Consider the following 22,994-nt stretch of genomic DNA (forward strand, 5'->3'; position numbering starts at 1 on the left):
TAAAGGTGGTCAAATATATGAGTACAGTTTTAAAACATGGACTTATTTATACTGGTTCCGAAAAAATTGTAGATGGATATTTACGATTTGATAAACAAATTATCAATGTTGGACCAATGTCTGAATATAAAGCCCAAGTATCTGATGATAAAATTATTGATTTGGAAGGACAAGTTGTAGTTCCTGGCTTTATCGACGTTCATAGCCATGGTGGTTATAGCTTCGATTCCATGGATGGCGATGCTAACCAAATTGATGAAATGGTTAATGATATGGTCCATGAAGGTATTACTACATATTTCGCTACAACTATGACTCAATCTCATGAAAATATTGCGCATGCGATGGTTGGCATTAAAGAAGCTGCTGCAAAAAATCCAGTTATTCAAGGTATTCATCTTGAAGGACCTTTTGTTTCACCTGTTTTCAAAGGAGCTCAACCAGAAGAATATATCGAATCTCCTGATATCGATGCTTTCGCTCATTGGAATGAACTATCTGGTGGCATGATTAAATTAGTTACTTATGCTCCTGAAAATGAAAATACTACTGAATTTGAAAAATATTGTATTGAACACAACATCGTATTATCTGTAGGTCATAGTAATGCTACACGTGCTCAAATGAAAGGCTCACTTGCTAGTCACGTTACTCATTTATACAATGCTCAACGTGAATTGAAGCATCGCGAACCAGGTGTTACTGGTCATGCCCTTCTCGAAGGAAATATGTATTGCGAAATCATTGCTGATGGATTCCACGTTTTCCCAGATATGATTAAACTAGCTTATGACCTTAAAGGACCAGACAAGATTGAATTAGTTACTGACTCCATGCGTGCAAAAGGTATGCCTGAAGGAGTTTCAGAATTAGGTGGTCAAAAAGTTATCGTTAAAGATAAGCAAGCTCGTCTAGAATCTGGTAATTTAGCTGGTTCTGTATTGCAATACCAAGATGCCTTTAAGAATATTATGAAATTTACTGGTTGCGGTATTGAAGAAGCTGTGAAAATGTCTTCTGTTAACCAAGCTCGTGAATTTGGCTTAACTCAAAAAGGTGCTATTGAAGTTGGCAAAGATGCTGACTTAAATGTGCTTGATTCTGATTTAAATGTTGTTAAAACATTTAGTTTTGGTCGTTTATTTGAAAAATAGTTAATTAAAATCCCTACCAAGTTACTTTAATTGCAACTTAGTGGGGATTTTTCTAATCATTAATAAAATATTTTTCAGCTAACTCTTGATAAATATCAATAAAATCTAGATAAGCTTTCTTTTCCACATATTCATCTACTTGATGACTTACCAATGGATTACCTGGACCAAATACTATAAATGGATAATCTTCTTTCTTTTCCTTTAGTAAATTAGAAGCATCCGTAATACCTGGTGCAATGGTCTTAACGACTTCTCTTCCACGGCTTTCAACAATTTCAGCAGCTAAATCAGCAATTACTGAATCTGGTGATTTTAGTACTGCATCTTCATTCATTAAAACTTCTCTCGTTAATGTAGCGCCATTTTCATTTTTCTTTTCAAGATATTCATCTAACTTCTTAATTACATCATTTCCGTCAAAATTAGGTAATGTCCGAACATTAATTTCCGCTTCAGCGTAATCAGGAATTGTATTTACTTGTTCTCCACCTTTAAAGACTGTCACATTGAATGTAAGTGGCCCTAATACATCATTTTTTGGTGGATTACTGAAAAATTCATTTAATTCACTAAGTAATTCAATTAGTGGATTTACAGCATTATACCCAAGATTTGGCATTGAACTATGTGCAGCTTTACCTCTAGAAGTAATCTTCAAATCTAATGAACCTTTTTCCGCATAAATTATTCTGTAATACGTAGGTTCACTAATCACTAAGGCAGAAACATCTTTCATATAGCCATGTTCGTAAAAATATGCTGATCCTTCTTCCCCTATTTCTTCACCCATTGTCAGCATCAAGCGAATTCTTCCGTTTTTTAATCCTTTTTGCTGCAATTCAATTAAAGAAACGATCATCGCTGCTACCCCAGACTTCATATCTGATGTTCCGCGACCATAAAGTTTCCCATCTCTTTCAACTAATTTAAATGGATCACTATGCCAACCATCACTTTCCTTAGCTGCAACTACATCTAAATGCCCTGAGAATCCTAGAATGGGACCTTTTTCTCCTATTTCTGCAACTAAATTGGCCCTGTTCCCTTTAACTTTTAAAATTTTAGATTCGATTCCATATTTTGCAAATAAATCCCTTATATATTTAGCTACACTCACTTCATCATCGTTTACTGATGGGATTTCAACAATATCTGCTAATACTTTGATTTTATCCATTTCATTCATAACAATTACCTCGCCTTTAACCCAGATTATAAACCTTGATTTTCAGCCGAATCAACGGACATATTTTAATTTTTTTGTCAAATAATTCTGTCTTAATAAGAAAAAAGATAGCAATCGATTCATGATCAATCACTATCTTTTCAATTCTATTTAACTGTCCATCCACCATCAATTGTAAAAACAGTTCCGTGAACATAATCAGCTCTTGGACTTGCCAAGTAAAGTGTCATTTCTGCTACTTCTTTAGGTTTTGCCCATCGTTTAGCTGGTGTGAGTCTGGCTACTTCTTTAGCCATCGCCCCATCTCCAGCAAAATCAGCTGCATTCATCGGTGTATTAATTGCTCCTGGAGCTATACAATTAACTCGAATTCCCTTATCAGCGTAATCATAAGCCAATTGTTTAGTGTATCCAATGATTCCATGTTTCGCTGCTGTATAAGCTGCTCCACCGCCACCAGCAACTAATCCTGCAATAGAAGCCATATTTACAATAACTCCATGTTTCTGTTTCAACATTACTGGTAAAATTTCATTAGTCAACAAGAACATACTTTTTAAATTGATATTAAAAATATTGTCCCATTGTTCTTCATTAGTATCTAAAGTTGGTGCATAATTATCTAGAATACCTGCTGTATTTAATAAAATATCCACAGTTGATATTTCTTTTTTTATTTTTTCTGTCCACATGTGAATATCTTTTTTCTTTCTTATATCCACTTGTTGGAAACTTAAAGTCGGAAATTTTTGCTCTACTTCCTTAATTTCTGCACTTTCTTTAATATCAGCTCCATAAACTATTGCTCCTGCTTGTAAAAATGCTTTAGCTTGTTCTAGTCCTATTCCAGAGCTGACACCTGTCATAACAACTACTTTTCCTTCAAATTCTGGATAAAGGTTCATTATTCTACAATCTTCCAATCATCAGCCAATACATCGCAAGAAGTTGGCATAAATTGTGATAAAGCTGGTTCTTCTTTTGTTCTAATCATCAAATATGGGTTAACTTTCTCTCCATTAAGAGTATCATTATCAACTACGAAAATGTATTCTTCAGAGCCACCCCACCCTTCAGTACGAACAGCTTTTTTACCCTTTTTTAATTCTGGTAATACTTCTTCAAAAGTCATAATCTTCCCTCGCTTATCTAGTTAAATCAATACGTTTACTTAAAATCCACATTAAAATTGAACCAATTAACATTGAACCAAATTCACCGATTGCTACAGTGAAATATGTTGGCCAAAATGGTAGCTTACTTACATAATATAATTCCAATGCTACACTCCATGTCATAACAGTACAAATTATAACTGTAATTAAGAGCTTTAATGGGACTGATTTTACATGTTTACTTAATAAATAACTTAAACCCGTCATAACTAACGTTCCTAATGAACCAAAAATGACATCAACGATTCCCATTGGGGACCAAAGATTTGCAATTGCACATCCAATTGTCAATGCCCATATATAACGTTTATTGAAGACTACCAAGTTATTAAATACTTCTGATAGTCTGAATTGAATTGCTCCAAAACTTAAAGGAGCTAAACCTAGTGTTACTGCTGCATATAAAGCTGCCACTAAAGCACCTTTAATCACCGCAATAAGTTTTTCGTGTGATTGTGTATCAACCATATAAATTACCTGCTTTCTAGTTTTTTTAACTGGGATGTTTACGAACCAGTGTGGAAAAACCACGAAATACAGTATAACAAACTTTTTTAAATAACAAAAGCGACCACAAGAACTATTTAAATTCTCGCAGTCGCTTTTTCTTATGGGTTAATTTTATTTTTTGCAACGTTCTAGGCTCCAATTATTCATTTGACTTTTCTTCAGCTTCTTGAACAGAGGAAGCCTTTACAATTGTGTTAGTTACGTGACCATCTTTAACAGTTTCAACTAAATACCACTTCATATGCCTCACCTCCTAAAAATTTAGTAATGCTATCTACAATCAATATGATAACACTTTCACAAGCAATGTTCAAATATTTTTATACCGTTTTCATAACTTTTATTAAATACTTAATAATTTATTCATCCATTACTTGATTTTAGCTATTCTATATCTTTTGCAATTTAATTTCAACAAAAAAACACTAAAACTTAGGAGTTTTAATGTTTCTTAAAAATTATTCATATAAAACGGTTTTCCAATCTAAGCCAAAACTTATCCCTATACTTTTCTTTCCTGTATAAATAGCTAAAGATATTGGAAGTTCATCTTTTTCAATTTTAGCAGTTGGAAAATTTTCTTGTAACAATTCATATAATTCGTCAAATTGACTATTATTCTCATCGCCCATTAGGGTAATCCGCATCTGATCATTCATACTGTGATACTGAGAAATAATTAGCTCTAATACCTCACTATAGGCCCTTTTCTCTCGATAGTGTGTATTTACCATCGCTAATTTCCCGTTCTCATTAAATTTCATCATTGTTAATGGACGCAAAAATAGATTCGACATTGAATTTACACCGTTCGATACATATCCCGTCTTCATTAGTTGATAGATATCAGAAATAAGCATATAAGTGCGATTGTTATTTCTTAAATTAATAAGTTGATCCACAACTTGATTAACTGTTTTTCCAGATAAAAGCATTTTACCAGCCAATTCAACCATTTGTCCTTGTATGGCTCCACTAGAGTAAGAATCAAATACAGTTATCTTTCTATCTGAAGTTTTTGCATATGATGATACGACTTTAGGCAAACTACTGATTCCGTTAGCTAAAGAAATATACAAGAACTCATCATAGCCCTCTTTTTCTAGACTTTCAAAATATTCTTCTAGATAAGCCGTTGATATTGGTTCTAAAACCGGAGTATCAGTCCTTTTGTCTAACATTTTATCTCTTAGATAAGGCGTCATCCCTGTTTTTTCTGGATATCTACTACCTTCAAATTCAATAGACAATTCAATTTGATGAATATTAAGTTCTTTTATCTTATCAACTGTCAGACAAGCTGAAGTATCAGTTAAAATTGCAACTTTCATTTATTTATCCTTTAAATTATTCTATTCAAAAACGACACTACTATTCCATTCTATCATACTTTTTGTTTGTCTTATAACTTTCCTAACCAAGATCCACAATATGCAGCCAGTATTCCACATATCACTGTTAATAATAGATATATAAGCATCATTTTTCGCTTGCGATTATTAACAAGTGTTACTAATTCTACTTGAAATGTGGAAAAAGTTGTATATCCACCTAAAAATCCAGTCCCTAGCAATAACAATATGTGACTACTTGTGATTTTGCTGTGTAAAAATCCTAATAATAGGGCTCCAGTTATGTTGATAATAAAAGTTGCCCAAGGAAATACTCTAGTTCTGCTCTTCAATGCTTGTGTCATTAAATACCGCACAGATGCCCCCAATCCAGCTCCTAAAGCTACTTCTATCATCTTCGATCACCAACTTTTCCTAATTTTATTCCTAAAATCATTCCTGTATATGCTAATAGGAAACCACCTACCACACTTATCAACAAGTAAAAGGTAGCATCAGTAAATGTAGATAAGCCTAAAACATCCACTGTAAATGTGGAAAAAGTTGTGAAAGCTCCTACCATTCCTGTCCCTAGACCTGTACTTAACCAAGCTGGTAATTTTTGTCTTTCAATCACATAATATGTCAGGAAAGCTAAGCAAAAACTTCCAATTAGGTTAACCAAAATAGTTCCCGTAGATGCTAGCTTAAGACCTAACAAATATCTTAGCGTGCCACCTATCATTCCAAAGAAAAAGACACTTATTAAAGTGCCTAATTTCACGTTTTGCACCTCAATCATCTCCACTAATTAATCCTTATAGTATAAGTTAGATTTGATCGAATTGCAAAACTATCTCTATTCTACTTCTGCAAGTTTTTCATCTAAGTAATTTGCCATATCTTTTTTAGGATGGAAACCTACAACTTTTTCTTTTGCTACTCCATCTTTAAATAAGATCATCGCTGGAATACTCATAATTTTATATTCCATCGCTAAATCTTGATACTTATCTACATCAACTTTAGCAAATTCTACTTTTCCTTGATAATCTTTTTCCAATTCTTCTAAAACTGGATTCATCATTTTACATGGTCCGCACCATTCTGCCCAAAAATCAACCAAAGTTAGCCCTTCCTTAGTTACATCAGCTAAATCCTTAGGAGTGATATTTTTAGCCATTTAAATCCCTCATTTCATATAACTTAGTAATTTTATCTTACCACTATCTCGGAGTTATACACAAAATTACTGCTTAATCTATTTTATTATAAATAAATTTATCCACTGCTTCAGCAACGGCATCATGATTATTATCTCGCTTGCAAATATAATCTGCTTTAGATAAAACTTGTTCATTAGCATTTCTAACAGCTACACCTACTCCGGCAGCTTCAATCATTGGTAAGTCATTACTATTATCACCAATTGCAATTGTTTCTTCTGGCTTAATTCCTAACATTTCAGCTAATTTCAACATCCCTGTACCTTTATCCGTTGAAATGTTATTGAATTCAATATAACGACCTGAAGAATATGTGGTCTTGAACTTATCGCCAATTTCTTTACGTGCAATCTCATTAAAGGCAAGTCTCTTATCCATATCATTAATATTGATAATAATCTTAGTAATAGGAGTGTCTTTTAAGAAATCAATATTAGGTTCTTGCAATTCAGTCCACTCTACTCCACGTGGTTGCAAGTAATCTTTTTCGTCTTGATTGACATTCCACATGTACAATTCATCCAAAGTATAAACGTGGATACAGCTTTCAGGATAATATCTCAAACTGATATCAAACAATTGTTTAACAATATCAAAGGCCAATCCTTCAACATGTACCACCTTTAAATCTTTATTTTCAACAATTGCTCCACCATTAAAACTAACTACATATTGATCTTTAGTTTGGTAAATTCCTAATGTCTTCAAATTTTCTTGAACAGAAAGATAGCTTCGACCTGTATTTAAAACCACCTTTACTCCGTCTTTAATCGCTTTTTTGAGAACGGATACATTTTTAGGCGTAATTTCAGCGTCATCATTCAATAAAGTTTCATCCATATCAATCGCTACTAATTTATACATATATCATTCATTCCTTTGTTTTAATTTAACTTCAATTTATATTGTAACACATTACAGCAAAGAAAAAAGAACCAGCCTAAACCGGTTCTCTTCAATCATCTAATATCCACCATAATAAGTGTTATCATCATTACTATAATTAGTATCTTCGCCTTCTGAACTGATATTCACATCATTATCACTGGAAAGTGTATTTCCTGTTTTAGCCTTAGATAAACCAAGTGCTTCTCTAAGCTTATTAGTAATACGTTGTTTTTCAGTTGTTGATGCTACTTCAAAAGATTCTCCATTAATCATTTCAGAAGTTCCTTGTAAGAAGTCTGAATCCATATCATGTGTAGCAACACGATACTTAGTTCCTAGTGTTAATAAATCATCAAATGTTAAGTCTGTCTTCATCTGCTTAGAAATAGTACTTAGGAACTTTTGATTAACTAAGCTTGTTAACCCTGAACTCTTAAATGCAAGTTTAGTTAATACTTGACGTTGACGTTCTTGCCTACCATAATCTCCGCGTGGATCTTCATGGCGCATACGAACATATGCCAAAGCTTTTTCCCCGTCCATATTAACTTCCTTACCCTTTTTGAAAGTATATCCATCATAGGTAAAGCTAATGGTTGGTTCTACTTTAACTCCTCCAACTGCGTCAATTAATTTTTCTAACCCACCCATATTGATAGTTGCATAGAAATCAATTGGCACATTTAAGAATTTTTGCACAGTTTTAACTGCTGTTGCTGATCCACCATATTCGTATGCTGAATTTATCTTGCTTGGAAAGTAATCTTCATAACCATAAACAGCTACCTCAGTATCACGAGGTAATGATACTAACGTCATCTTCTTGTCTTCAGGATTCAAGACACAAAGTATCATTGTATCTGTTCTTCCTTTAAAATCACGTCCTAAAGCTCCAGTATCAGTACCCATTAGCAAAATTGAGATAGGTCTTTTCTTCTTCAAAGCGTCACTAACATTTCTGGCCTTTGTAACTTGAGTTGAACTATAAATTGCATTAGCAGCTTGTTTAGCATTAGTATATTTTCTATAAGCATAAAATCCCCCAATAATTGCTACTACAATAACTATAACTGACCATAGTAATTTATGTCCTTTTTTTTTCGGTTTATTATTACGTTGATGATAGCGTTGAGAACGAGTCATATGCTCTGTATCTATATAACCATTCTCATCACTTTGAACAACATAATTATCATCTCTTCGTGATGGCATTTTCTCCTCCAAAATTATCGAAAAAACAATCCGCTTATAATAATATACTTTGAATCATTTTTTTCAAATTATGTAATAATCATAGTGCCAGTTTACCAAAAAATTATTAGATAACAAACACTTATATTAAAACGTATTTAATTCTTTAAAAAATATTAACTCAAGTTTTCATTTTGTTACTTTTGTGTAATAATAGCGTTAACTTTCTTTTACAGTCCTTATCTTAAAGTAAACCTGACCTACTAATTCAGCTAAAAAGAATCCCATCGCTATGGCTCCAGCTATCATCCCTACTTGTACTAAATATTCAATTGCTAAAGAGTTATTTCCTAAAGCAAAATAGCGAATAGCACGATAAGATTGTCCACCTGGCACTAATGGTACTAAGCTAGGAATATTAAAAAGAATCATAGGCATCTTTTTCACACGTGCAAAAATAATCGCAGTAACTCCAATTGCAAATGCAGCTAAAAGATTAGCTAACATATTACCTAAATCAAGGTGCTTAATAAATAAATAGACCATCCAACCTAATACTCCAATAATTCCACAACCATTTAAGGCCCTTCTAGGAATATTTAAAAGTACTCCAAAGCCTACAGATGCAAGATAGCTGAATAAGATATTGATTAATAAGTTCACCTTAACCTTCCCCCTTACATGAATCTTAGAACCATCGCAATCCCTAAAGCAATTGCACTAGCTGATAATAATGCTTCTGTTCCTCTAGCTAATCCACTTAATAAATGGCCAGCTAAAACATCTCTTACAGAATTGGTAATTGGTACTCCTGGTACTAACGGCATAACACTCCCAATAATTATCATACCTACTGATATTCCCAAGTTATTTCTAACAGCTAATACGGATAAAGCACCAATTACTAACGAAGCTAAAAATTCACTTACAAACTTTATTTTAAATGTTGTATTGATAAAGTAATAGCAAGCATAACCCAATCCACCAATAACTGCAGTTGTGATAAAATCTTGCCAATGACCATTGTACATTATCATCAGAGTGCAACTTATCATTGCTGCAGCCAATACTTGCCATGTCCAAGCAAAAAATGGTGCTTTTTTATCGATAAATTCCAACTTTACCTTCATTTCTTCAACTGTGATTTTTTTCAATTGAAAAGCACGTGAGATGTCATTGACTCTTGATACTTTTTCTAAATCAATTGTTCTTTTTTGAATTGGTTCTACCTGTGCCAATTTATAATCTGGAACTGACATCATGATTCCGGTGGTAGTCTCAAAAATTTTTGGTTCTTTAATTCCACCATTTCGAGCTATACGTTTTAAAGTATCATCAACTCTTGCCATATCAGCTCCACTTTCAATCATAATTTTTCCAGCTAACATGACAGAATCTATTAATTCTTGCATTTGCGTATCTTGCATTGTAACTAACCCCCACCGTCTTCAAAATTTATCTAATCATATCACGATATTTAAAGCAAAAAAAGACTGAAAAGAATTTCTTCTTTCCAGTCTATCATTTATCTACTTAATTATTAGTCTTTAACAACGTTAGCAGCTTGTAAACCACGATCGCTACTTTCAACGTCAAATGTTACATGTTGACCTTCTTCTAAAGTCTTGTAACCTTCACCTTGAATAGCTGTGAAATGTACAAATACATCATCACCATTTTCACGTGTGATAAAACCGAAGCCCTTTTCTGCGTTAAACCATTTAACTGTTCCTTGTTCCATAAATGAAAAATCCTCCTTGTGCCTAAGCACATAATAATTCTGTAATTCTGAGTGGCACATAATAGAGAAATTTCATTGAAACAATCTAAATGAAACCTAGTCAAAAATACAATTCTAAGTATAACATACTTATTGGCAATAACCAAATTATTTCACGAAAATATAATGAGCAGCTTTATATCCAATACTTAATTCAGCCCCATCAGCTAACCTTTTAACCTTAATTGGTCCTTCAAATGGAAGATATTCTAAAACTTCAATCTTGTCTCCCAATTTAAGTTCCAAATCATCTAAATAAGTTAGCAACTCATGGTTATCAATAAATCTGTCAACTTCAACCGTTTCTCCAACTTTAATTTCAGCTAAAAATTCGTGACTTTCTTCTTCATATTCCCCAGCTTCTGTTGGAATAACTCCACCATGTGGACATTCACGTGGGCTATTAAGAAATTGATCAAGCTTTTTCATTAACTTATCGCTAGCTACATGTTCTAAAACTTCAGCTTCATCATGAACTTCTGATAATTGATAATCCAATTTTTCTACTAAAAAAGTTTCCCATAGACGATGACGGCGAACTAATTTTTCAGCTACTTCAATTCCTTCATCAGTTAATGAAATTCCTGCATATGGTGTATGTGCAGCTAAACCCTCTTTAACTAATTTATTAACCATTTCAGTTACAGAACCAGCAGCAACATTTAAACTCATCGCTATTTGCTTGTTAGAAACCTTTTTCTTAGTTCCACCAAGTTCAAAAATAATTTTTAAATAATCTTCTTTCTTAGGTGTCATTGTCTCACCTCTATTTTTTCCAAATTTAAATTACTCGTCACTCATAAATGTAAAACGTTTACTACCTAATTATAACAGATTTCAAACACTATAGTAATTTAAATTTTGGTCCACCAAAAATAAATCTTAATTTTTAAATTTAACTATCAAATTTTCTAAATCTTTTGGCATCTTACTTTTAAATAACTTTTCTTCTTGAGTAAATGGATCTACATAAGCTAACTGATATGCATGGAGTGCCTGTCTTTCTAATCCCCAATCTAATCTGCCACCATATAGCTTATCGCCTATCAAAGCATGATTAATACTACTGAAGTGAGCTCTTATTTGATGCGTTCTACCTGTATGTAGCTTACATTCAACTAAAGTAGCTTTATCTCCTAAGTATTCTCTAACCCAGTACTCAGTTTTGGCAATCTTTCCTGTATCAGTTACCATTTGTCCGATTCCATTTTCTCTAGGTCCAAGTGGTTTATCTATTATGCCATGCTTTTCTGCAATAATTCCTTCGACCACTGCCAAGTATCTTTTATCTATACTATGTTCTTCAACCTGTTTGTTAATCAATCCTTGAGCAAAACGATGCTTAGCTACAAGAACTAAGCCACTTGTATCTCTATCTAAACGAGTAATTACATGCGGAACTAAGTCTTTTGATTTTTGTTGCCATAGATGAAATTTAACCCGATTAACTAAGGTATCGGTACGATTACTAGGACCTGGAACACTTGAAAGTAATGGTGGTTTATCTACCACTAGCCAATTGCTATCCTCATAAATAATATCTAGCGGTTCTTTACTTATTTTGACATTTTCATCTGATTTTTCTGGTGGTAAAATCAAAGTTATTTTTCCTTTACCAACTTCAATAGATAATGACCTTTTTTTGCCATCTACTAAAACTTTTCCATTTCCTTTTTTCAAACTACTTAAAGTTCGATGACTGACACCCTTATTCTTTAAAAATTTTTTGAGTGTCATTTTCTCGTCACTTTCTTTATTCCACGTAAATTTCATCGCTAAACCTTTCTAAAGAAACTTACTAATAATGCCACTATACCAATTACAGATTCGATTATTCCCATATTCACAATCTGACTTAAAATTGCGTGGGCATAGTTTTCAACAATACTTCCCAAAATTCCTGATTGATTAATTAAACTTGGAAATATCTCTGCAGGCACACTAGTATATCCAATGATGCAAAAGATTATCCCTGTAATCAAAAATGCTAAACCTGTATAGTGCAACCAACCAAATAAACTTCTCTGTAATAATAATACTAAGATCAACATTATCACTGTAATGATACTTCCTGCAGTTATCATCAGCGTCACATAACCACTGATATGGCTGGCAGCATCATATACTTGTTGTAACTGTGTACTTGGAATTTGTTGGCTGATGTAATTATTTAATACAGAAGCCAGTGACTCCACTACTCCACTAAAGACAGAAGCGTCAACAGGTACTCCTGAGCTTGCAATTTCCTTATTCACATTTGTTTGAATTTGACTGCTTAAAGTATTAGTATCCACAATTTGTGTAACTTGTCCGTCATAAATTCTTTTAATTGCAATCTCAACATCTTGTCTAAATTGCTTCTTGGTAATTAAACTATCCGCATAACTTGCTGGAATTCGGTACATTTGAGCAGATGAGGCTAATGTTTGATTGGCTTCAGTATATAATTTCCCAATATTTTCATCTTTAGCTAATTCCTTACTGGTAAAATCTGCGTTCAAAACCGTAGTCTTTATCAAAAGTCCCATAGTTGCGACACTTAAAGCAGCCACCATGATTAAAGTAAATAACCGACTTATCCACTTAGCACGAAGTTTCTTGGGTTGCTTTAACATTTTTTCAGCTTGTGTTCTTCGCATTTCTTGTGATGAATCTTTCCCCATAATCAGTTTCCTTTCTTTAAAAATAATTTAAATGGTATAATCTAGTAGATATTATTTATTAAGGAGTTTTTTGATGTTTGTTCCACAAAATAAGTATAGACCTTTTATCGCATCTATTTACTTAGCTTTATTTCTAATTTTATTAATCTTAGTTAAAACTAACAGCACAATCGTTACATCATTTGATAAATTTGTACAGAACTTACTTCTACCCATTACCAATCCTACTAATACAAGAATTGTTGAAAAAATTACTTATCTAGGTGGCCCTAGAATTGCCGCAATTCTTTCAATTATCGTTAGTCTATATATGTTCATTAGACATAACTTCAAGGCTGGAATTTGGTCAGCCAGCACCTTGGTAATTGGAAATCTTATCAATGTACTAGCTAAAAATTTAATCCAACGTCCACGTCCTAGTGATAAATTAGTCGCAATTGGTGGCTATAGTTTTCCAAGTGGACATACCTTTGGAACTGCCTTATTTATCTTTTTCGTAGTATTTTTAATTGTTCCTCAAATTAAGGATGTTACGTTAAGACGAATTCTAACCTTCCTAGGTTTCCTTTGGATTCTTATTATCGCCTTAACGCGCGTATATTTACATGTACATTATCCTACTGATACTATTGCCAGTGTTTTATTAGTCCTATTTTTATGGGAAAGTTCACTTATAATCTGGCGTAGAATCAGTGATTAACCCTAATAATTATTAAAAGCAGCACTCTAGGTGTTGCTTTTATTTTACTTATTTTCATTATTAGGTTGTGGCTCAGCTGCAGAATTATTTGTTTCTGGCTTAGATTCCAAACTATTTTTTACATTGTCTTGACCACTATTTCTATCATCATTTTTATCGTCACTTTTCTTGGGCTCATCATTTTGATTTTCCGCTGACGATGATGAACTAGCAGCAGCTTGTTGTGCTTTTCTAGCTTCTTCTTGTCTTTGTTGTTCACGTTGTCTTCTTATTGCAGCTTGTTGATTTTGAATTCTAATTTGTTCCAAAATACTATTATTTCTTTCTTGCAATTCACGTGCATCTTTTCTTACTTGTGAATAATACTTTTCGTCAATATTTTTTCCATCTAAAATCTGAACTAGATTTTCATTCGATTGGCTATAAGCTCCCATTTCAGTAAGTCTTACAGCTTCATTATAAAGATCATCATACTTTTCACGTTGCTTTAGTACTGATTCTAGAAACTTATCTTTCTTCTTAGCTCTTTGGGTTAAAATTGATAAAGACGGAGATACTTTTGCAGTTGATCTAAATGTTAACTGTGCTTGTTCATAATCATCTTGTTTCAATTCAGCTAAGCCTTCTTGATAGAGTTTAACTTGTTCTAATCGTTGTTTAGCTACTATATCATCTGGTTTCTTACGTAGAGCATCTTGCAAATTAAGTTCTGCTTTCTTATATTCTGCAGCTTGAGCATTAGTTATTGCTTGAGACATTAAATTATCAAACTGCTTTTGTGTTTCACGTTTTTTAGTATAGCCAAAGCCAACAAATACAAGTGCCACTACAATTGCTGTTATTAACCAAAACATCCACCGCTTCATCATCTCACCCCATTTCTCTATTCTAGTCTAGTATAGCATTTACTCACCAATTCTACTTAAGAAGTGCTTGCATCCAACTATGGAATAAATCTACCCATTGTGCAGCTTGTGGTTCAATATCTTCAGGACGACCTACACGAGCTGTTTCTTCGTTAGCTAATGCCAAACCATGAGGGCCATGTGGGAAGATATGATATTCTGTTGATACTCCAGCTTTTCTCAATGCTGAGGCAAATAATAAACTATTTTCCATAGGAACAGCCTTATCTTCAAATGTATGCCACATAAATACTGGTGGTACATCCTCAGTAACTAACTTTTCAAGTGATTGGTTAGCTAAAGCTTTTTCATCTTCAATTCCATCTTTACCTAAAATTTGTTCAAAGGAACCTTGATGCCAAAAATCTTTATTAGTTGTGATGACAGGATAAGATAATACTAAACCATTTGGCTTAATTTCTTCTGGCTTATATCCCATTTGTTTTAATTCATCGCTATTCCATTTAACACCTAAACTAGCAGCTAAGTGACCACCAGCTGACATTCCCATAATAATAATCTTATCTTCACGAACATTCCACTCATCAGCATTATCTCTAACTAATTTTACACTTTGGGCTAATTGTTCCAAGGCTACAGGATATCTAACTTGGCAAGTATAGTTTAATACAAATGCATTATATCCCATAGTTATTAATTTCAAAGCAACTGGATCAGCTTCTCGATCTGAAACAAAATGGTAACCCCCACCAGGACAAATGATAATTGTAGCATGCTTATCTTGTACTCCCCAGTCGTTTTTCTTTTCAATTGTATATCCCATTAATTCAGCTGTATGACCTGCAACTGTGATCTTTTCTGTTATTTTTTGCATAATAAAATCCTCCTTAAAACAAAAAGCCACCTTAGTGATAATATGCCTAAGATAGCTAATAAACCTTATATTCTAAACTGTCAAAAATGTGGCTAAAATTGCTACTGCTACCAATCCAAAAAGAACTGAAAGTCCCATGGAACGTGAGCGATAAGCCACAACAATAACGATTATTGCTGCTAGTAACTTAGCCATATATTCTAAACCTACAAATGTATAGGTCTTTGTATTAACAAAAAGGTCTCTGACTACGAGTGCCGTAAACAAAGATACTGGCACGTATTTCATCCATTCATTAAACCATTCTGGAATCTTACGAGTTGAGAAGAATTTCAATGGTAAAAATCGAGGAATGAAAGCCGCAATCATCGAACAGATAATAAGTATAAAATGGTCCATTGACGAATATTGCATCATTTTTCTCCTGACTTACTAATAACTTTCCGACTTGCCTTTGGCTTGATCTTCTTCAACCAGAAATTGCCCTTGGCTTCACCTTTTTTAACGATATTATGTTCAATCATAAAACCGATAAAGGAAGCTAACAATGTAGCTACTATTAGTCCCATTGTACTCTTCAAAGTAACTAACGCAACAATTGCAATTACCCCTGAAATAAAACTAACTAAAATTGTTAGTTTGTTGCGAATTTGCATAACAATCATATAAATAAACATTGCAGTTAAAGCAAAGTCGACAATATCTAGATAATTCTCCATTGGTAATAAATTACCAACTAAACTCCCAATAAAATTAGCTACAGACCAAAATAGTAAGGACCAGTGTTCTACAGCTAAGGCATCTTTAGGCGTCCAGCTCTTATCAGTTGCGAATTTTAAGTAGTTTACAGCATAATTTTCATCATTCAGTGAAACGGCAAAGAAATATAAAAACTTCTTGCTTGTTCCTTTAATATATTGTGACAAACTTGAACCCAACAACGCATAACGTAACTCTAGGAAAAATAGCATAATAACTATCGTTTGCATTGGGGTATTCGTAGTTAACATAGAAGCTATCAAGAACTGAGCTCCACCTGAGAATACTAATACGGATACCAATAAAGTTAATAGCGGGTTAAAACCGGCAGCATGTAATAAAATTCCGCACGCTAAACCGATTGGCACATAACTTAGGCATAATGGTAGAGACACCTTGAATACTTCTACCCAACGTGCTTCTGTTTTTTCCACGAATAAGCCTCCATTTTAAGAATAAAGTCCTCACAATCCAATTATAACACATGATTATTTAAACTTTAAAATAAAAATTAATATCAGATTTATTTGATTATCTGCATTTTACTATAGCTAATAATAATTTTTCCCTTAGCGTCTTGATAAGTAATTGATTTATTATACTCATCGTCAAAAATTATCATCGCTGAATTATGTAATTGTTTATCGACTACTCCTGTAAAAGTATGACGATGAAACTTAAATTCAACATGTGTACCTTTAACGAATTTTTTACCAATTTCACTAACTTCTATATTTTTGTCTTCGTTAGTAGCTTTTGCCATTTTAATCACTTCCTATTTTCATTATACCCCTTTTTTAGAATTTGAAAAATGTGGTAACATTGAGTCAAATATATTAATTAAGGATGTGAAGTCATGAAACTTATTTCATGGAATATCGATTCTTTGAATGCTGCTTTAACTAGTGATTCTGCTCGTGCCAAACAATCACGTGAAGTCTTAGCAACTATTATTGATGAAAATCCAGATATAATAGCAATTCAAGAAACAAAATTATCAGCTACAGGTCCAACTAAAAAGCATCAAACTATTTTAGCTGAACAATTTCCAGATTATGAAATTACTTGGAGAAGTTCACAAGAACCAGCTCGTAAAGGTTATGCCGGTACTATGTTTCTTTATAAAAACAATTTAAATCCTACTGTCAGTTATCCTGAAATTGATGCACCTGAACCAATGGATTCTGAAGGTAGAATCATCACACTTGAATTTGATAATTTTTACGTTACTCAAGTATATACTCCTAATGCTGGCGATGGTTTGAGACGTTTAGCTGAACGTCAGGTTTGGGATGAAAAGTACGCTGACTACCTAGTTTCATTGGATCAAAATAAACCTCTTCTTTCTAGCGGTGATTTCAATGTTGCTCATAAGGAAATCGACTTAGCTCATCCTGGTAATAATCATCATTCTGCTGGTTTTACTGATGAAGAAAGAGCAGGCTTTACTAACTTGCTTAATAAGGGCTTTACAGATACCTTCCGCTATGTTCATGGCGATGTTAAGGATGTTTACTCTTGGTGGGCTCAAAGAAGTCGTACAAGCAAGATTAACAACTCTGGCTGGAGAATTGATTATTGGCTAGCAAGTAATCGTATTGCTGATAAAATTGTTCGTTCTGAAATGTTAGATTCTGGCGAACGTCGTGATCATACTCCAATTGTATTAGAAATTAATATCTAGACGAAAAAAGAGAGATTTTCGAATTTTGAAAATCTCTCTTTTCTATTCTAATCTTCAATACTTGTTGGTTCTTCTGAATAACTTACCTTTCCACTTGTACGTAAGTAACTCATAGAAATCCATAATAGCAATAAGCTTGCTACGATAAAGATTAATTGAACTGTTAATGAAATTGTCATTTGGCTGCTTCCTAAACCACTGGATAATGATTCACGGAATCCGTAAACAGAGTAAGTCATTGGTAAGTATGGGTTGATTGCTTGGAAGAAACCATTCATACCCTTAGTAATTTGAATTGGGAAGGAACCACCACAGGCACCTAATTGAATTACTAAGAAAATCATACCAATGAATCGCCCAGGGTTACTGAACAACATCGCTAATACCATAATTATGAACATTGCCGCCAGTGAGAAGGAAATAGCGTTCATGAATGTAGCAAATGGATGGTCTGGATGTAATCCAGCTAACATCATCAATCCTACTTCAACAATAGCATTTCCTACCGCTACAACAGCACCGATACTTACTTTACTGAAGAACCATTCTGTTGCAGAGCCATCAGGAGTTGATAGTCGACGAATTGGGTAAACTAAGTTAAATACCAATGCACCAACATATAAAGCAACTGATAACATGTATGGAGCTAATGCATAACCATAGTTAGGAACATATGAGTAGTTCTTATGTTTCAATGTTGTAGGTGCAGCGAACATATTAGCATTTACACTATTCAAGTTTTGACTATTAACTTCCTTAGCACCAGCACTTAAGCTCTTAGCTAAAGTTCCGTTACCTTCACTAATTTTGTTTGCACCATCAATTAATTGACCGGAGTTAGCAGCTAATTGTTGAGTACCACTTGCTAATTGGTTTACACCATTTGTCAATGTTGGTACTTGGGCGTTAAGTTGTCCGAGACCACCAGCTAATTGGTTACCACCGTTTGCTAATTGACTTACACCACTTGTTAATGCTGGAATTTGTGCATTCATTTGGCCTAAACCACTAGCTAATTGATTGCCACCATTTGCTAGTTGATTTACACCACTTGTTAATGCTGGAATCTGTGCATTCATTTGACCTATTCCACCAGCTAATTGTGCGGAACCAGAAGTCAATTCTCCATTTTTATCAGCTAATTTGCTTACACCATTTGCCGCACTTGCTACACCATTAGTGTATGCTTCTACACCATCATTTAGCTTAGAAGAGTAGTATGCTAAATCTTTAGTTGCTTTTTGTAAATCTACTACTTTTCCTGATAATGATTGTAAGTTTTTTAAATTATTAGGATCGATACTGATTCCATTCAATACACTAGCTGCATTAGTCAATTTATCAGACATTGATGATAAACTGGATAGTTGACCTTGAAGTCCTGATAGCTTAGTATTTACACCATCCATCTGAGCCTTAATTTGACCTGCTGTTGTACCTGCATCTGAAATTGCATTACCAGCTGCTTGGTTTTGTTGTAAAGCTGCTTGTAATTTTTGCTTATCAGCGTCTGTTAAGTTGCTAGAACCTAAAACAGCTTGAATATTTGCAGATGAACCTTGAACACTACTTCCAGCAGTCTTCAAGTCACTACCTAATTTATTAGATAATTCTGTAGATGAACTTTGAACAGCAGTTAATTCATCCTTCATTCCACTCACACTGCTTTGTAGAGTAGCTATAGCTTGCATTGCTGGTTGTAATTGTTGTTTTACTACTTGCAATTGTTGTAACCCATTAATTAATTGGGTAGTATCTCCACTGTTAAATTGACTAACATCAATTTTAGCCACTTCATCGGCTAATGCTTTATTACCATTAGCAATTTGTTGAGTTCCCAGTTTCAAGTCGTTTGAACCAGCATTTAACTTTGTTAGACCTTTCTGTAAATCAGTTACTTTACCTGTATAAGTATTAATCCCTTCATTTAAAGAATTACTACCATCAAATAACTTTTTTACACCCACTGGTAATACAGCTGTCTTACCTTGTAATGTATTCAATCCAGATGATAAAGTCTTAGAACCTGTTGCTAATTGATTTACACCTGAAGCAAGTGTCCCTGTTTTACTTTGCAATTGGTTTAATCCATCTGCCAACACACTAGCACCAGTTGTTAACTTCAACACACCGGCACTCAATGGAGCAACACCGTTCTTAAGTTGGATAACACCATCGTTAACTTGGTCAACACCTGCTGTATAAACTTTCAAGCCATCAGACAATGTATATGCACCATCTGAAAGTTGTGTAGCACCTTTAGCAGCTTTATTGAAACCTTTACCAACTTTCTTCACTGTGTCAAACATTGTTGTGGCATAAGCTTCGGAAACAGAATCACGAACAGAAGAATTTACTTGCTTAGCTCCTTCTTCGCCGATAACTTTACCAATGTAGTTCAACGCATCATTAGTGTTATATGTTAGTTGCATCTTCTTAGGATGCTTGTCTAACACAGTCGTAGCATTTTTAGAGAAGTTCTTAGGAATTGTAATTACCATATAGTACTTCTTATGGCTCAATCCATATTTAGCTTCTTTTGCGTTAACAAAATGCCAACCTAAATCTTTATTCTCTCTTAATTCTTTCTCTAAGTCTTCACCGACTTTAAATGTCTTTCCTTGATACTTAACTGGCTTATCGTTATTTACCACTGCGACAGGTAAATACTTAGTATTGCCATAAGGATCCCATACTGATTTTAAGAAGAATAAACTATATAGGAAGGGAATAATCATAATAGCAATAATTGTTGCCGTTAAAATCTTATGTTTACGAATGTTATTAAATTCTTCAGCTACCATTTTCAAAGTAGCATACCCCCTCTTTCTCAATTTATATTCTAACGTTATATAATATACACTTTATGTTACCACTTATACAACAAACAGATAACGCCATTTGTCGCATTCTAAGCATTATTAATTCGCAATAATAGAGAAAGATTGCTATTTTAATAGACATTTGTAGATGTTATGATTATTCTCCATAAACAGTTGTTTCATTTGCTAATTCATTTACTTTATTTACAAGATGATGACTATTGATATAATCTACAATTTCATCTTGAGTAGTTTCACTTATTCTACTAAAACCAGGTGTATTTTTAACTTGAGAATAGAAATAAACTTCTCTATTTCTTCCTAATTTGTATCCACAAGAACTATCGATTTGTCCTGGTGCCAATTCATAAAGGATTGGTGTTTCGTCAGCTTCAGTTTCATCACTATCTAGTTTAACTAAACTAACATATAACTGCGAATTCTTTAAAGCAAGATCATAATTACCTTTAAACAAAGGAGCGTTTGCTTTTAAAGCTCCATATACCAAGATCGAAGCTGCATTTTGCTTATTAGTCAAAGATGTTACTGATAATTTTTCCGAGTTATCTGACATCTCTTTTTCTGAACTAGAAGAAGTTTCAGAATGATTTTTTGCTCTTGAACTCTTTTCACTACTAGATTTATCTTTTTGCAAAACAGCTGAATTGCTATCCCTTGAATTTTCAGTTTGTCTATTAGCTTTGAAATATCTCAAACTAAATACCCCAATAACAACTACAATGATTATCGCTACTGCAACGATAATATTTCTTAGATTATTAGATTCAGAAATTCCTTGAGATCTTCTTATATTTTTAGAATTTATTTCTGGGTCATCTTTTTGGTTTCTATTTGTACTATCTGAATTTTCTTCCGGTAAATCTCCATATGTATTGTCCCTATTATTAGATACGGTATCATTTGATTGCACTTCTAATAATTTACTTCCACAATTCTCGCAAAAAGAAGACTCTACTGAGTTTGAAAAACCACAATTTGGACATACTATCTTTTTATCTTCTGATAATTTATTCCCACAATTCTCACAAAAAAGCGCATCCTTAGAATTTTCTGTCCCACATTTACTACACTTCTTCATCGTCTATTCCCCTTTTCTATCTTTTAATTATGATTTATTTTCTTAATTATACTACTATAAAATAAAATAGAGAAACTAAGGAATATATTAATTATCCTTAATTTCTCTATTGTATCAATTTATTCATATCTGCTCAATAAATAGTTATTTGCTTTTTCATTTTCAAATTCTGTTGGGTATCGACTAACAACATATCCTTCTTCATCGCATAAATCATAATTACCATCAATATAGTAATTGCAATCCTGAAAACCATATTTAAAATAAATATGTACATATCCATCGCTACTTTTAGCGGCTGGAATTAGCTTTGCACCATCTATAGAGTCCTTTAACTCTTCCCAATTTTGTTCATCTGCATTTTGATAACTATAACGTTCACTTAATGCCCACAACAAACATTGAGGAACTGTCATATTGGCTAAATCAACATCTTCTTGATTTCTTTTTTGGTTAAATGATTCTATAATAGGTTCCGAATCTCTTCTCGCAACAGTAGAACTTGACCTTTCAACTGAATTTGACGTAGAACTTGAAATACTTTCTTCATGTGATAAACTTGAACTACTTTTTTTAACAGATTCTTTTTTCTCTACTTTCACATTGCTACTGCTAGAACTTGACTTATGCTGCTGAATATAAGGCATTCCAAATACCCCAACGATTACACCAGCCAATATAACAATAGCTATTATCGTTATGATTGATCCACTTTTTTTCATAAAAACATCACCTCTTACTCAGGCATAGTAGTACTGTAAGTCAAATATTGACCTTGGTTTACTACTTCTACTTCATCACTACTACCTAGAGGCTTAAATTCAAAAACAAAAACTGGTCCTCCACCCAACTGAACGGAACCAAACTTTCCAGTTCTAACATATTCTATCGGCTCCTGTCTTCCACTAATGATAATTGCTTCACCGTCAGAAGTGATAGTAAAAGAGGTTGGAAACATTTGGGGATACTCTGCACTATCCCTATCTACCGCATAATAAGTTTTTCCGGCATAGTTTTGTAATGCTGGAAATTTTACATCGGATCTATAACTAGATGCACTACTTGTAGATTCACTAGAACTTT

At 33.5% G+C, this 22,994-nt stretch carries 27 protein-coding genes, 1 pseudogene and 1 riboswitch; of the genes and pseudogenes, 3 read left to right on the forward strand and 25 right to left on the reverse strand.

Going from position 1 to position 22,994, the window contains the following annotated elements; translation table 11 throughout:
* Positions 1 to 17 precede the first annotated feature (17 nt).
* Positions 18 to 1,154: an N-acetylglucosamine-6-phosphate deacetylase gene (gene nagA, locus FC55_RS03665; protein WP_003701252.1), complete on the forward strand. Its 1,137-nt coding sequence runs from the start codon at positions 18 to 20 to the stop codon at positions 1,152 to 1,154.
* A 52-nt stretch (positions 1,155 to 1,206) separates the two neighbouring features.
* Here the strand turns inward: nagA and FC55_RS03670 are convergent, their stop codons facing one another.
* The 16 genes from FC55_RS03670 to FC55_RS03745 all read right to left on the reverse strand — a co-directional run bounded on the left by FC55_RS03670 (position 1,207) and on the right by FC55_RS03745 (position 13,107).
* Positions 1,207 to 2,343, reverse strand: a complete 1,137-nt coding sequence (locus FC55_RS03670) for an ArgE/DapE family deacylase (RefSeq protein WP_003701251.1) — start codon at positions 2,341 to 2,343, stop codon at positions 1,207 to 1,209.
* 146 nt (positions 2,344 to 2,489) lie between these two features.
* Positions 2,490 to 3,248: a 3-oxoacyl-ACP reductase gene (locus tag FC55_RS03675; protein WP_003701249.1), complete on the reverse strand. Its 759-nt coding sequence runs from the start codon at positions 3,246 to 3,248 to the stop codon at positions 2,490 to 2,492.
* The gene (locus FC55_RS03680) at positions 3,248 to 3,475 is read right to left on the reverse strand and encodes a DUF2829 domain-containing protein (protein ID WP_003701248.1); all 228 of its coding nucleotides are present in this window, start codon (positions 3,473 to 3,475) and stop codon (positions 3,248 to 3,250) included. Before FC55_RS03680 ends, FC55_RS03675 begins: the two co-directional genes overlap by 1 nt.
* Positions 3,476 to 3,488: 13 nt before the next feature.
* Positions 3,489 to 3,986 carry a QueT transporter family protein gene (locus FC55_RS03685; protein WP_011476359.1) on the reverse strand — a complete coding sequence of 166 codons (498 nt, stop codon included), beginning with the start codon at positions 3,984 to 3,986 and terminating at the stop codon, positions 3,489 to 3,491.
* A 10-nt stretch (positions 3,987 to 3,996) separates the two neighbouring features.
* Positions 3,997 to 4,041, reverse strand: a riboswitch (PreQ1 riboswitch).
* 445 nt (positions 4,042 to 4,486) lie between these two features.
* Entirely contained in the window at positions 4,487 to 5,359 is an 873-nt protein-coding gene (locus tag FC55_RS03690) for a DegV family protein (protein ID WP_003701245.1), read from the reverse strand.
* Between the two features lie 71 nt (positions 5,360 to 5,430).
* Positions 5,431 to 5,775, reverse strand: a complete 345-nt coding sequence (gene crcB / locus FC55_RS03695) for a fluoride efflux transporter CrcB (RefSeq protein WP_003701243.1) — start codon at positions 5,773 to 5,775, stop codon at positions 5,431 to 5,433.
* On the reverse strand, positions 5,772 to 6,161 hold the full coding sequence (locus FC55_RS03700; RefSeq protein WP_035150261.1) for a fluoride efflux transporter FluC: 390 nt from the start codon (positions 6,159 to 6,161) through the stop codon (positions 5,772 to 5,774). The genes crcB and FC55_RS03700 overlap by 4 nt, the downstream gene beginning before the upstream one ends.
* A gap of 57 nt (positions 6,162 to 6,218) precedes the next feature.
* A complete protein-coding gene (gene trxA, locus FC55_RS03705) occupies positions 6,219 to 6,542 on the reverse strand; it encodes a thioredoxin (protein WP_003701240.1) in 324 nt (107 codons plus the stop codon).
* Between the two features lie 73 nt (positions 6,543 to 6,615).
* Positions 6,616 to 7,449, reverse strand: coding sequence for a Cof-type HAD-IIB family hydrolase (locus tag FC55_RS03710; protein ID WP_003701238.1), 834 nt, complete (start codon positions 7,447 to 7,449; stop codon positions 6,616 to 6,618).
* 99 nt (positions 7,450 to 7,548) lie between these two features.
* The gene (locus tag FC55_RS03715; RefSeq protein ID WP_003701236.1) at positions 7,549 to 8,685 is read right to left on the reverse strand and encodes an LCP family protein; all 1,137 of its coding nucleotides are present in this window, start codon (positions 8,683 to 8,685) and stop codon (positions 7,549 to 7,551) included.
* 198 nt (positions 8,686 to 8,883) lie between these two features.
* Positions 8,884 to 9,327 (reverse strand): threonine/serine exporter family protein, encoded by a 444-nt coding sequence (locus FC55_RS03720; RefSeq protein ID WP_003701235.1) that lies wholly within the window; start codon positions 9,325 to 9,327, stop codon positions 8,884 to 8,886.
* Positions 9,328 to 9,341: 14 nt separating this feature from the next.
* Positions 9,342 to 10,091: a threonine/serine exporter family protein gene (locus FC55_RS03725; protein ID WP_003701234.1), complete on the reverse strand. Its 750-nt coding sequence runs from the start codon at positions 10,089 to 10,091 to the stop codon at positions 9,342 to 9,344.
* A gap of 113 nt (positions 10,092 to 10,204) precedes the next feature.
* Entirely contained in the window at positions 10,205 to 10,405 is a 201-nt protein-coding gene (locus tag FC55_RS03730; protein WP_003701233.1) for a cold-shock protein, read from the reverse strand.
* Positions 10,406 to 10,552: 147 nt separating this feature from the next.
* A complete protein-coding gene (locus FC55_RS03735) occupies positions 10,553 to 11,200 on the reverse strand; it encodes a metal-dependent transcriptional regulator (RefSeq protein WP_003701231.1) in 648 nt (215 codons plus the stop codon).
* 126 nt (positions 11,201 to 11,326) lie between these two features.
* Positions 11,327 to 12,217 carry an RluA family pseudouridine synthase gene (locus FC55_RS03740; protein WP_003701229.1) on the reverse strand — a complete coding sequence of 297 codons (891 nt, stop codon included), beginning with the start codon at positions 12,215 to 12,217 and terminating at the stop codon, positions 11,327 to 11,329.
* A gap of 2 nt (positions 12,218 to 12,219) precedes the next feature.
* Positions 12,220 to 13,107, reverse strand: a complete 888-nt coding sequence (locus FC55_RS03745) for a hypothetical protein (RefSeq protein WP_003701228.1) — start codon at positions 13,105 to 13,107, stop codon at positions 12,220 to 12,222.
* A 73-nt stretch (positions 13,108 to 13,180) separates the two neighbouring features.
* Here FC55_RS03745 and FC55_RS03750 point away from each other — a divergent pair, with 73 nt between their 5' ends.
* Positions 13,181 to 13,807 carry a phosphatase PAP2 family protein gene (locus FC55_RS03750; protein ID WP_003701227.1) on the forward strand — a complete coding sequence of 209 codons (627 nt, stop codon included), beginning with the start codon at positions 13,181 to 13,183 and terminating at the stop codon, positions 13,805 to 13,807.
* A gap of 44 nt (positions 13,808 to 13,851) precedes the next feature.
* Here FC55_RS03750 and FC55_RS03755 read toward each other — a convergent pair whose 3' ends face one another.
* The 5 genes from FC55_RS03755 to FC55_RS03775 form a co-directional block, all read right to left on the reverse strand.
* Entirely contained in the window at positions 13,852 to 14,673 is an 822-nt protein-coding gene (locus FC55_RS03755) for a hypothetical protein (RefSeq protein ID WP_003701226.1), read from the reverse strand.
* A 52-nt stretch (positions 14,674 to 14,725) separates the two neighbouring features.
* On the reverse strand, positions 14,726 to 15,547 hold the full coding sequence (locus FC55_RS03760; RefSeq protein ID WP_003701670.1) for an alpha/beta hydrolase: 822 nt from the start codon (positions 15,545 to 15,547) through the stop codon (positions 14,726 to 14,728).
* A gap of 72 nt (positions 15,548 to 15,619) precedes the next feature.
* Positions 15,620 to 15,961, reverse strand: coding sequence for an AzlD domain-containing protein (locus tag FC55_RS03765; RefSeq protein WP_003701691.1), 342 nt, complete (start codon positions 15,959 to 15,961; stop codon positions 15,620 to 15,622).
* Complete coding sequence (locus FC55_RS03770) at positions 15,961 to 16,740, reverse strand: AzlC family ABC transporter permease (protein ID WP_003701222.1); 780 nt, start codon at positions 16,738 to 16,740, stop codon at positions 15,961 to 15,963. Before FC55_RS03770 ends, FC55_RS03765 begins: the two co-directional genes overlap by 1 nt.
* An 89-nt stretch (positions 16,741 to 16,829) precedes the next feature.
* Positions 16,830 to 17,069 carry a hypothetical protein gene (locus FC55_RS03775; RefSeq protein WP_003701221.1) on the reverse strand — a complete coding sequence of 80 codons (240 nt, stop codon included), beginning with the start codon at positions 17,067 to 17,069 and terminating at the stop codon, positions 16,830 to 16,832.
* Between the two features lie 93 nt (positions 17,070 to 17,162).
* Here FC55_RS03775 and FC55_RS03780 point away from each other — a divergent pair, with 93 nt between their 5' ends.
* Positions 17,163 to 17,990: an exodeoxyribonuclease III gene (locus FC55_RS03780; RefSeq protein WP_003701219.1), complete on the forward strand. Its 828-nt coding sequence runs from the start codon at positions 17,163 to 17,165 to the stop codon at positions 17,988 to 17,990.
* Between the two features lie 47 nt (positions 17,991 to 18,037).
* On the opposite strand, the gene FC55_RS03785 is transcribed toward FC55_RS03780, so the two are convergent.
* The 4 genes and pseudogenes from FC55_RS03785 to FC55_RS09970 form a co-directional block, all read right to left on the reverse strand.
* Positions 18,038 to 20,794 (reverse strand): YhgE/Pip domain-containing protein, encoded by a 2,757-nt coding sequence (locus tag FC55_RS03785; protein ID WP_003701218.1) that lies wholly within the window; start codon positions 20,792 to 20,794, stop codon positions 18,038 to 18,040.
* Positions 20,795 to 20,969: 175 nt separating this feature from the next.
* Positions 20,970 to 21,911 (reverse strand): zinc ribbon domain-containing protein, encoded by a 942-nt coding sequence (locus FC55_RS03790; protein WP_003701217.1) that lies wholly within the window; start codon positions 21,909 to 21,911, stop codon positions 20,970 to 20,972.
* 119 nt (positions 21,912 to 22,030) lie between these two features.
* The gene (locus tag FC55_RS03795) at positions 22,031 to 22,633 is read right to left on the reverse strand and encodes a hypothetical protein (protein ID WP_003701215.1); all 603 of its coding nucleotides are present in this window, start codon (positions 22,631 to 22,633) and stop codon (positions 22,031 to 22,033) included.
* A 14-nt stretch (positions 22,634 to 22,647) separates the two neighbouring features.
* A pseudogene (locus FC55_RS09970) lies at positions 22,648 to 22,994 on the reverse strand (hypothetical protein); the annotation flags it as partial.

This window comes from Ligilactobacillus salivarius DSM 20555 = ATCC 11741, from assembly GCF_001435955.1.
Lineage (GTDB): Bacteria > Bacillota > Bacilli > Lactobacillales > Lactobacillaceae > Ligilactobacillus > Ligilactobacillus salivarius.

Bases quoted from the DNA above. Each gene is read 5' to 3' on its own strand.
- FC55_RS03670 (WP_003701251.1), bottom strand. From the start codon at position 2,343: ATGAATGAAATGGATAAAATCAAAGTATTAGCAGATATTGTTGAAATC.
- FC55_RS03795 (WP_003701215.1), bottom strand. From the start codon at position 22,633: ATGAAAAAAAGTGGATCAATCATAACGATAATAGCTATTGTTATATTG.
- FC55_RS03690 (WP_003701245.1), bottom strand. From the start codon at position 5,359: ATGAAAGTTGCAATTTTAACTGATACTTCAGCTTGTCTGACAGTTGAT.
- FC55_RS03675 (WP_003701249.1), bottom strand. From the start codon at position 3,248: ATGAACCTTTATCCAGAATTTGAAGGAAAAGTAGTTGTTATGACAGGT.
- FC55_RS03700 (WP_035150261.1), bottom strand. From the start codon at position 6,161: ATGATTGAGGTGCAAAACGTGAAATTAGGCACTTTAATAAGTGTCTTT.
- FC55_RS03750 (WP_003701227.1), top strand. From the start codon at position 13,181: ATGTTTGTTCCACAAAATAAGTATAGACCTTTTATCGCATCTATTTAC.
- crcB (WP_003701243.1), bottom strand. From the start codon at position 5,775: ATGATAGAAGTAGCTTTAGGAGCTGGATTGGGGGCATCTGTGCGGTAT.
- FC55_RS03780 (WP_003701219.1), top strand. From the start codon at position 17,163: ATGAAACTTATTTCATGGAATATCGATTCTTTGAATGCTGCTTTAACT.
- FC55_RS03715 (WP_003701236.1), bottom strand. From the start codon at position 8,685: ATGCCATCACGAAGAGATGATAATTATGTTGTTCAAAGTGATGAGAAT.
- nagA (WP_003701252.1), top strand. From the start codon at position 18: ATGAGTACAGTTTTAAAACATGGACTTATTTATACTGGTTCCGAAAAA.
- FC55_RS03785 (WP_003701218.1), bottom strand. From the start codon at position 20,794: ATGGTAGCTGAAGAATTTAATAACATTCGTAAACATAAGATTTTAACG.
- FC55_RS03765 (WP_003701691.1), bottom strand. From the start codon at position 15,961: ATGCAATATTCGTCAATGGACCATTTTATACTTATTATCTGTTCGATG.
- FC55_RS03740 (WP_003701229.1), bottom strand. From the start codon at position 12,217: ATGAAATTTACGTGGAATAAAGAAAGTGACGAGAAAATGACACTCAAA.
- trxA (WP_003701240.1), bottom strand. From the start codon at position 6,542: ATGGCTAAAAATATCACTCCTAAGGATTTAGCTGATGTAACTAAGGAA.
- FC55_RS03710 (WP_003701238.1), bottom strand. From the start codon at position 7,449: ATGTATAAATTAGTAGCGATTGATATGGATGAAACTTTATTGAATGAT.
- FC55_RS03680 (WP_003701248.1), bottom strand. From the start codon at position 3,475: ATGACTTTTGAAGAAGTATTACCAGAATTAAAAAAGGGTAAAAAAGCT.
- FC55_RS03745 (WP_003701228.1), bottom strand. From the start codon at position 13,107: ATGGGGAAAGATTCATCACAAGAAATGCGAAGAACACAAGCTGAAAAA.
- FC55_RS03735 (WP_003701231.1), bottom strand. From the start codon at position 11,200: ATGACACCTAAGAAAGAAGATTATTTAAAAATTATTTTTGAACTTGGT.
- FC55_RS03685 (WP_011476359.1), bottom strand. From the start codon at position 3,986: ATGGTTGATACACAATCACACGAAAAACTTATTGCGGTGATTAAAGGT.
- FC55_RS03730 (WP_003701233.1), bottom strand. From the start codon at position 10,405: ATGGAACAAGGAACAGTTAAATGGTTTAACGCAGAAAAGGGCTTCGGT.
- FC55_RS03790 (WP_003701217.1), bottom strand. From the start codon at position 21,911: ATGAAGAAGTGTAGTAAATGTGGGACAGAAAATTCTAAGGATGCGCTT.
- FC55_RS03760 (WP_003701670.1), bottom strand. From the start codon at position 15,547: ATGCAAAAAATAACAGAAAAGATCACAGTTGCAGGTCATACAGCTGAA.
- FC55_RS03775 (WP_003701221.1), bottom strand. From the start codon at position 17,069: ATGGCAAAAGCTACTAACGAAGACAAAAATATAGAAGTTAGTGAAATT.
- FC55_RS03755 (WP_003701226.1), bottom strand. From the start codon at position 14,673: ATGAAGCGGTGGATGTTTTGGTTAATAACAGCAATTGTAGTGGCACTT.
- FC55_RS03725 (WP_003701234.1), bottom strand. From the start codon at position 10,091: ATGCAAGATACGCAAATGCAAGAATTAATAGATTCTGTCATGTTAGCT.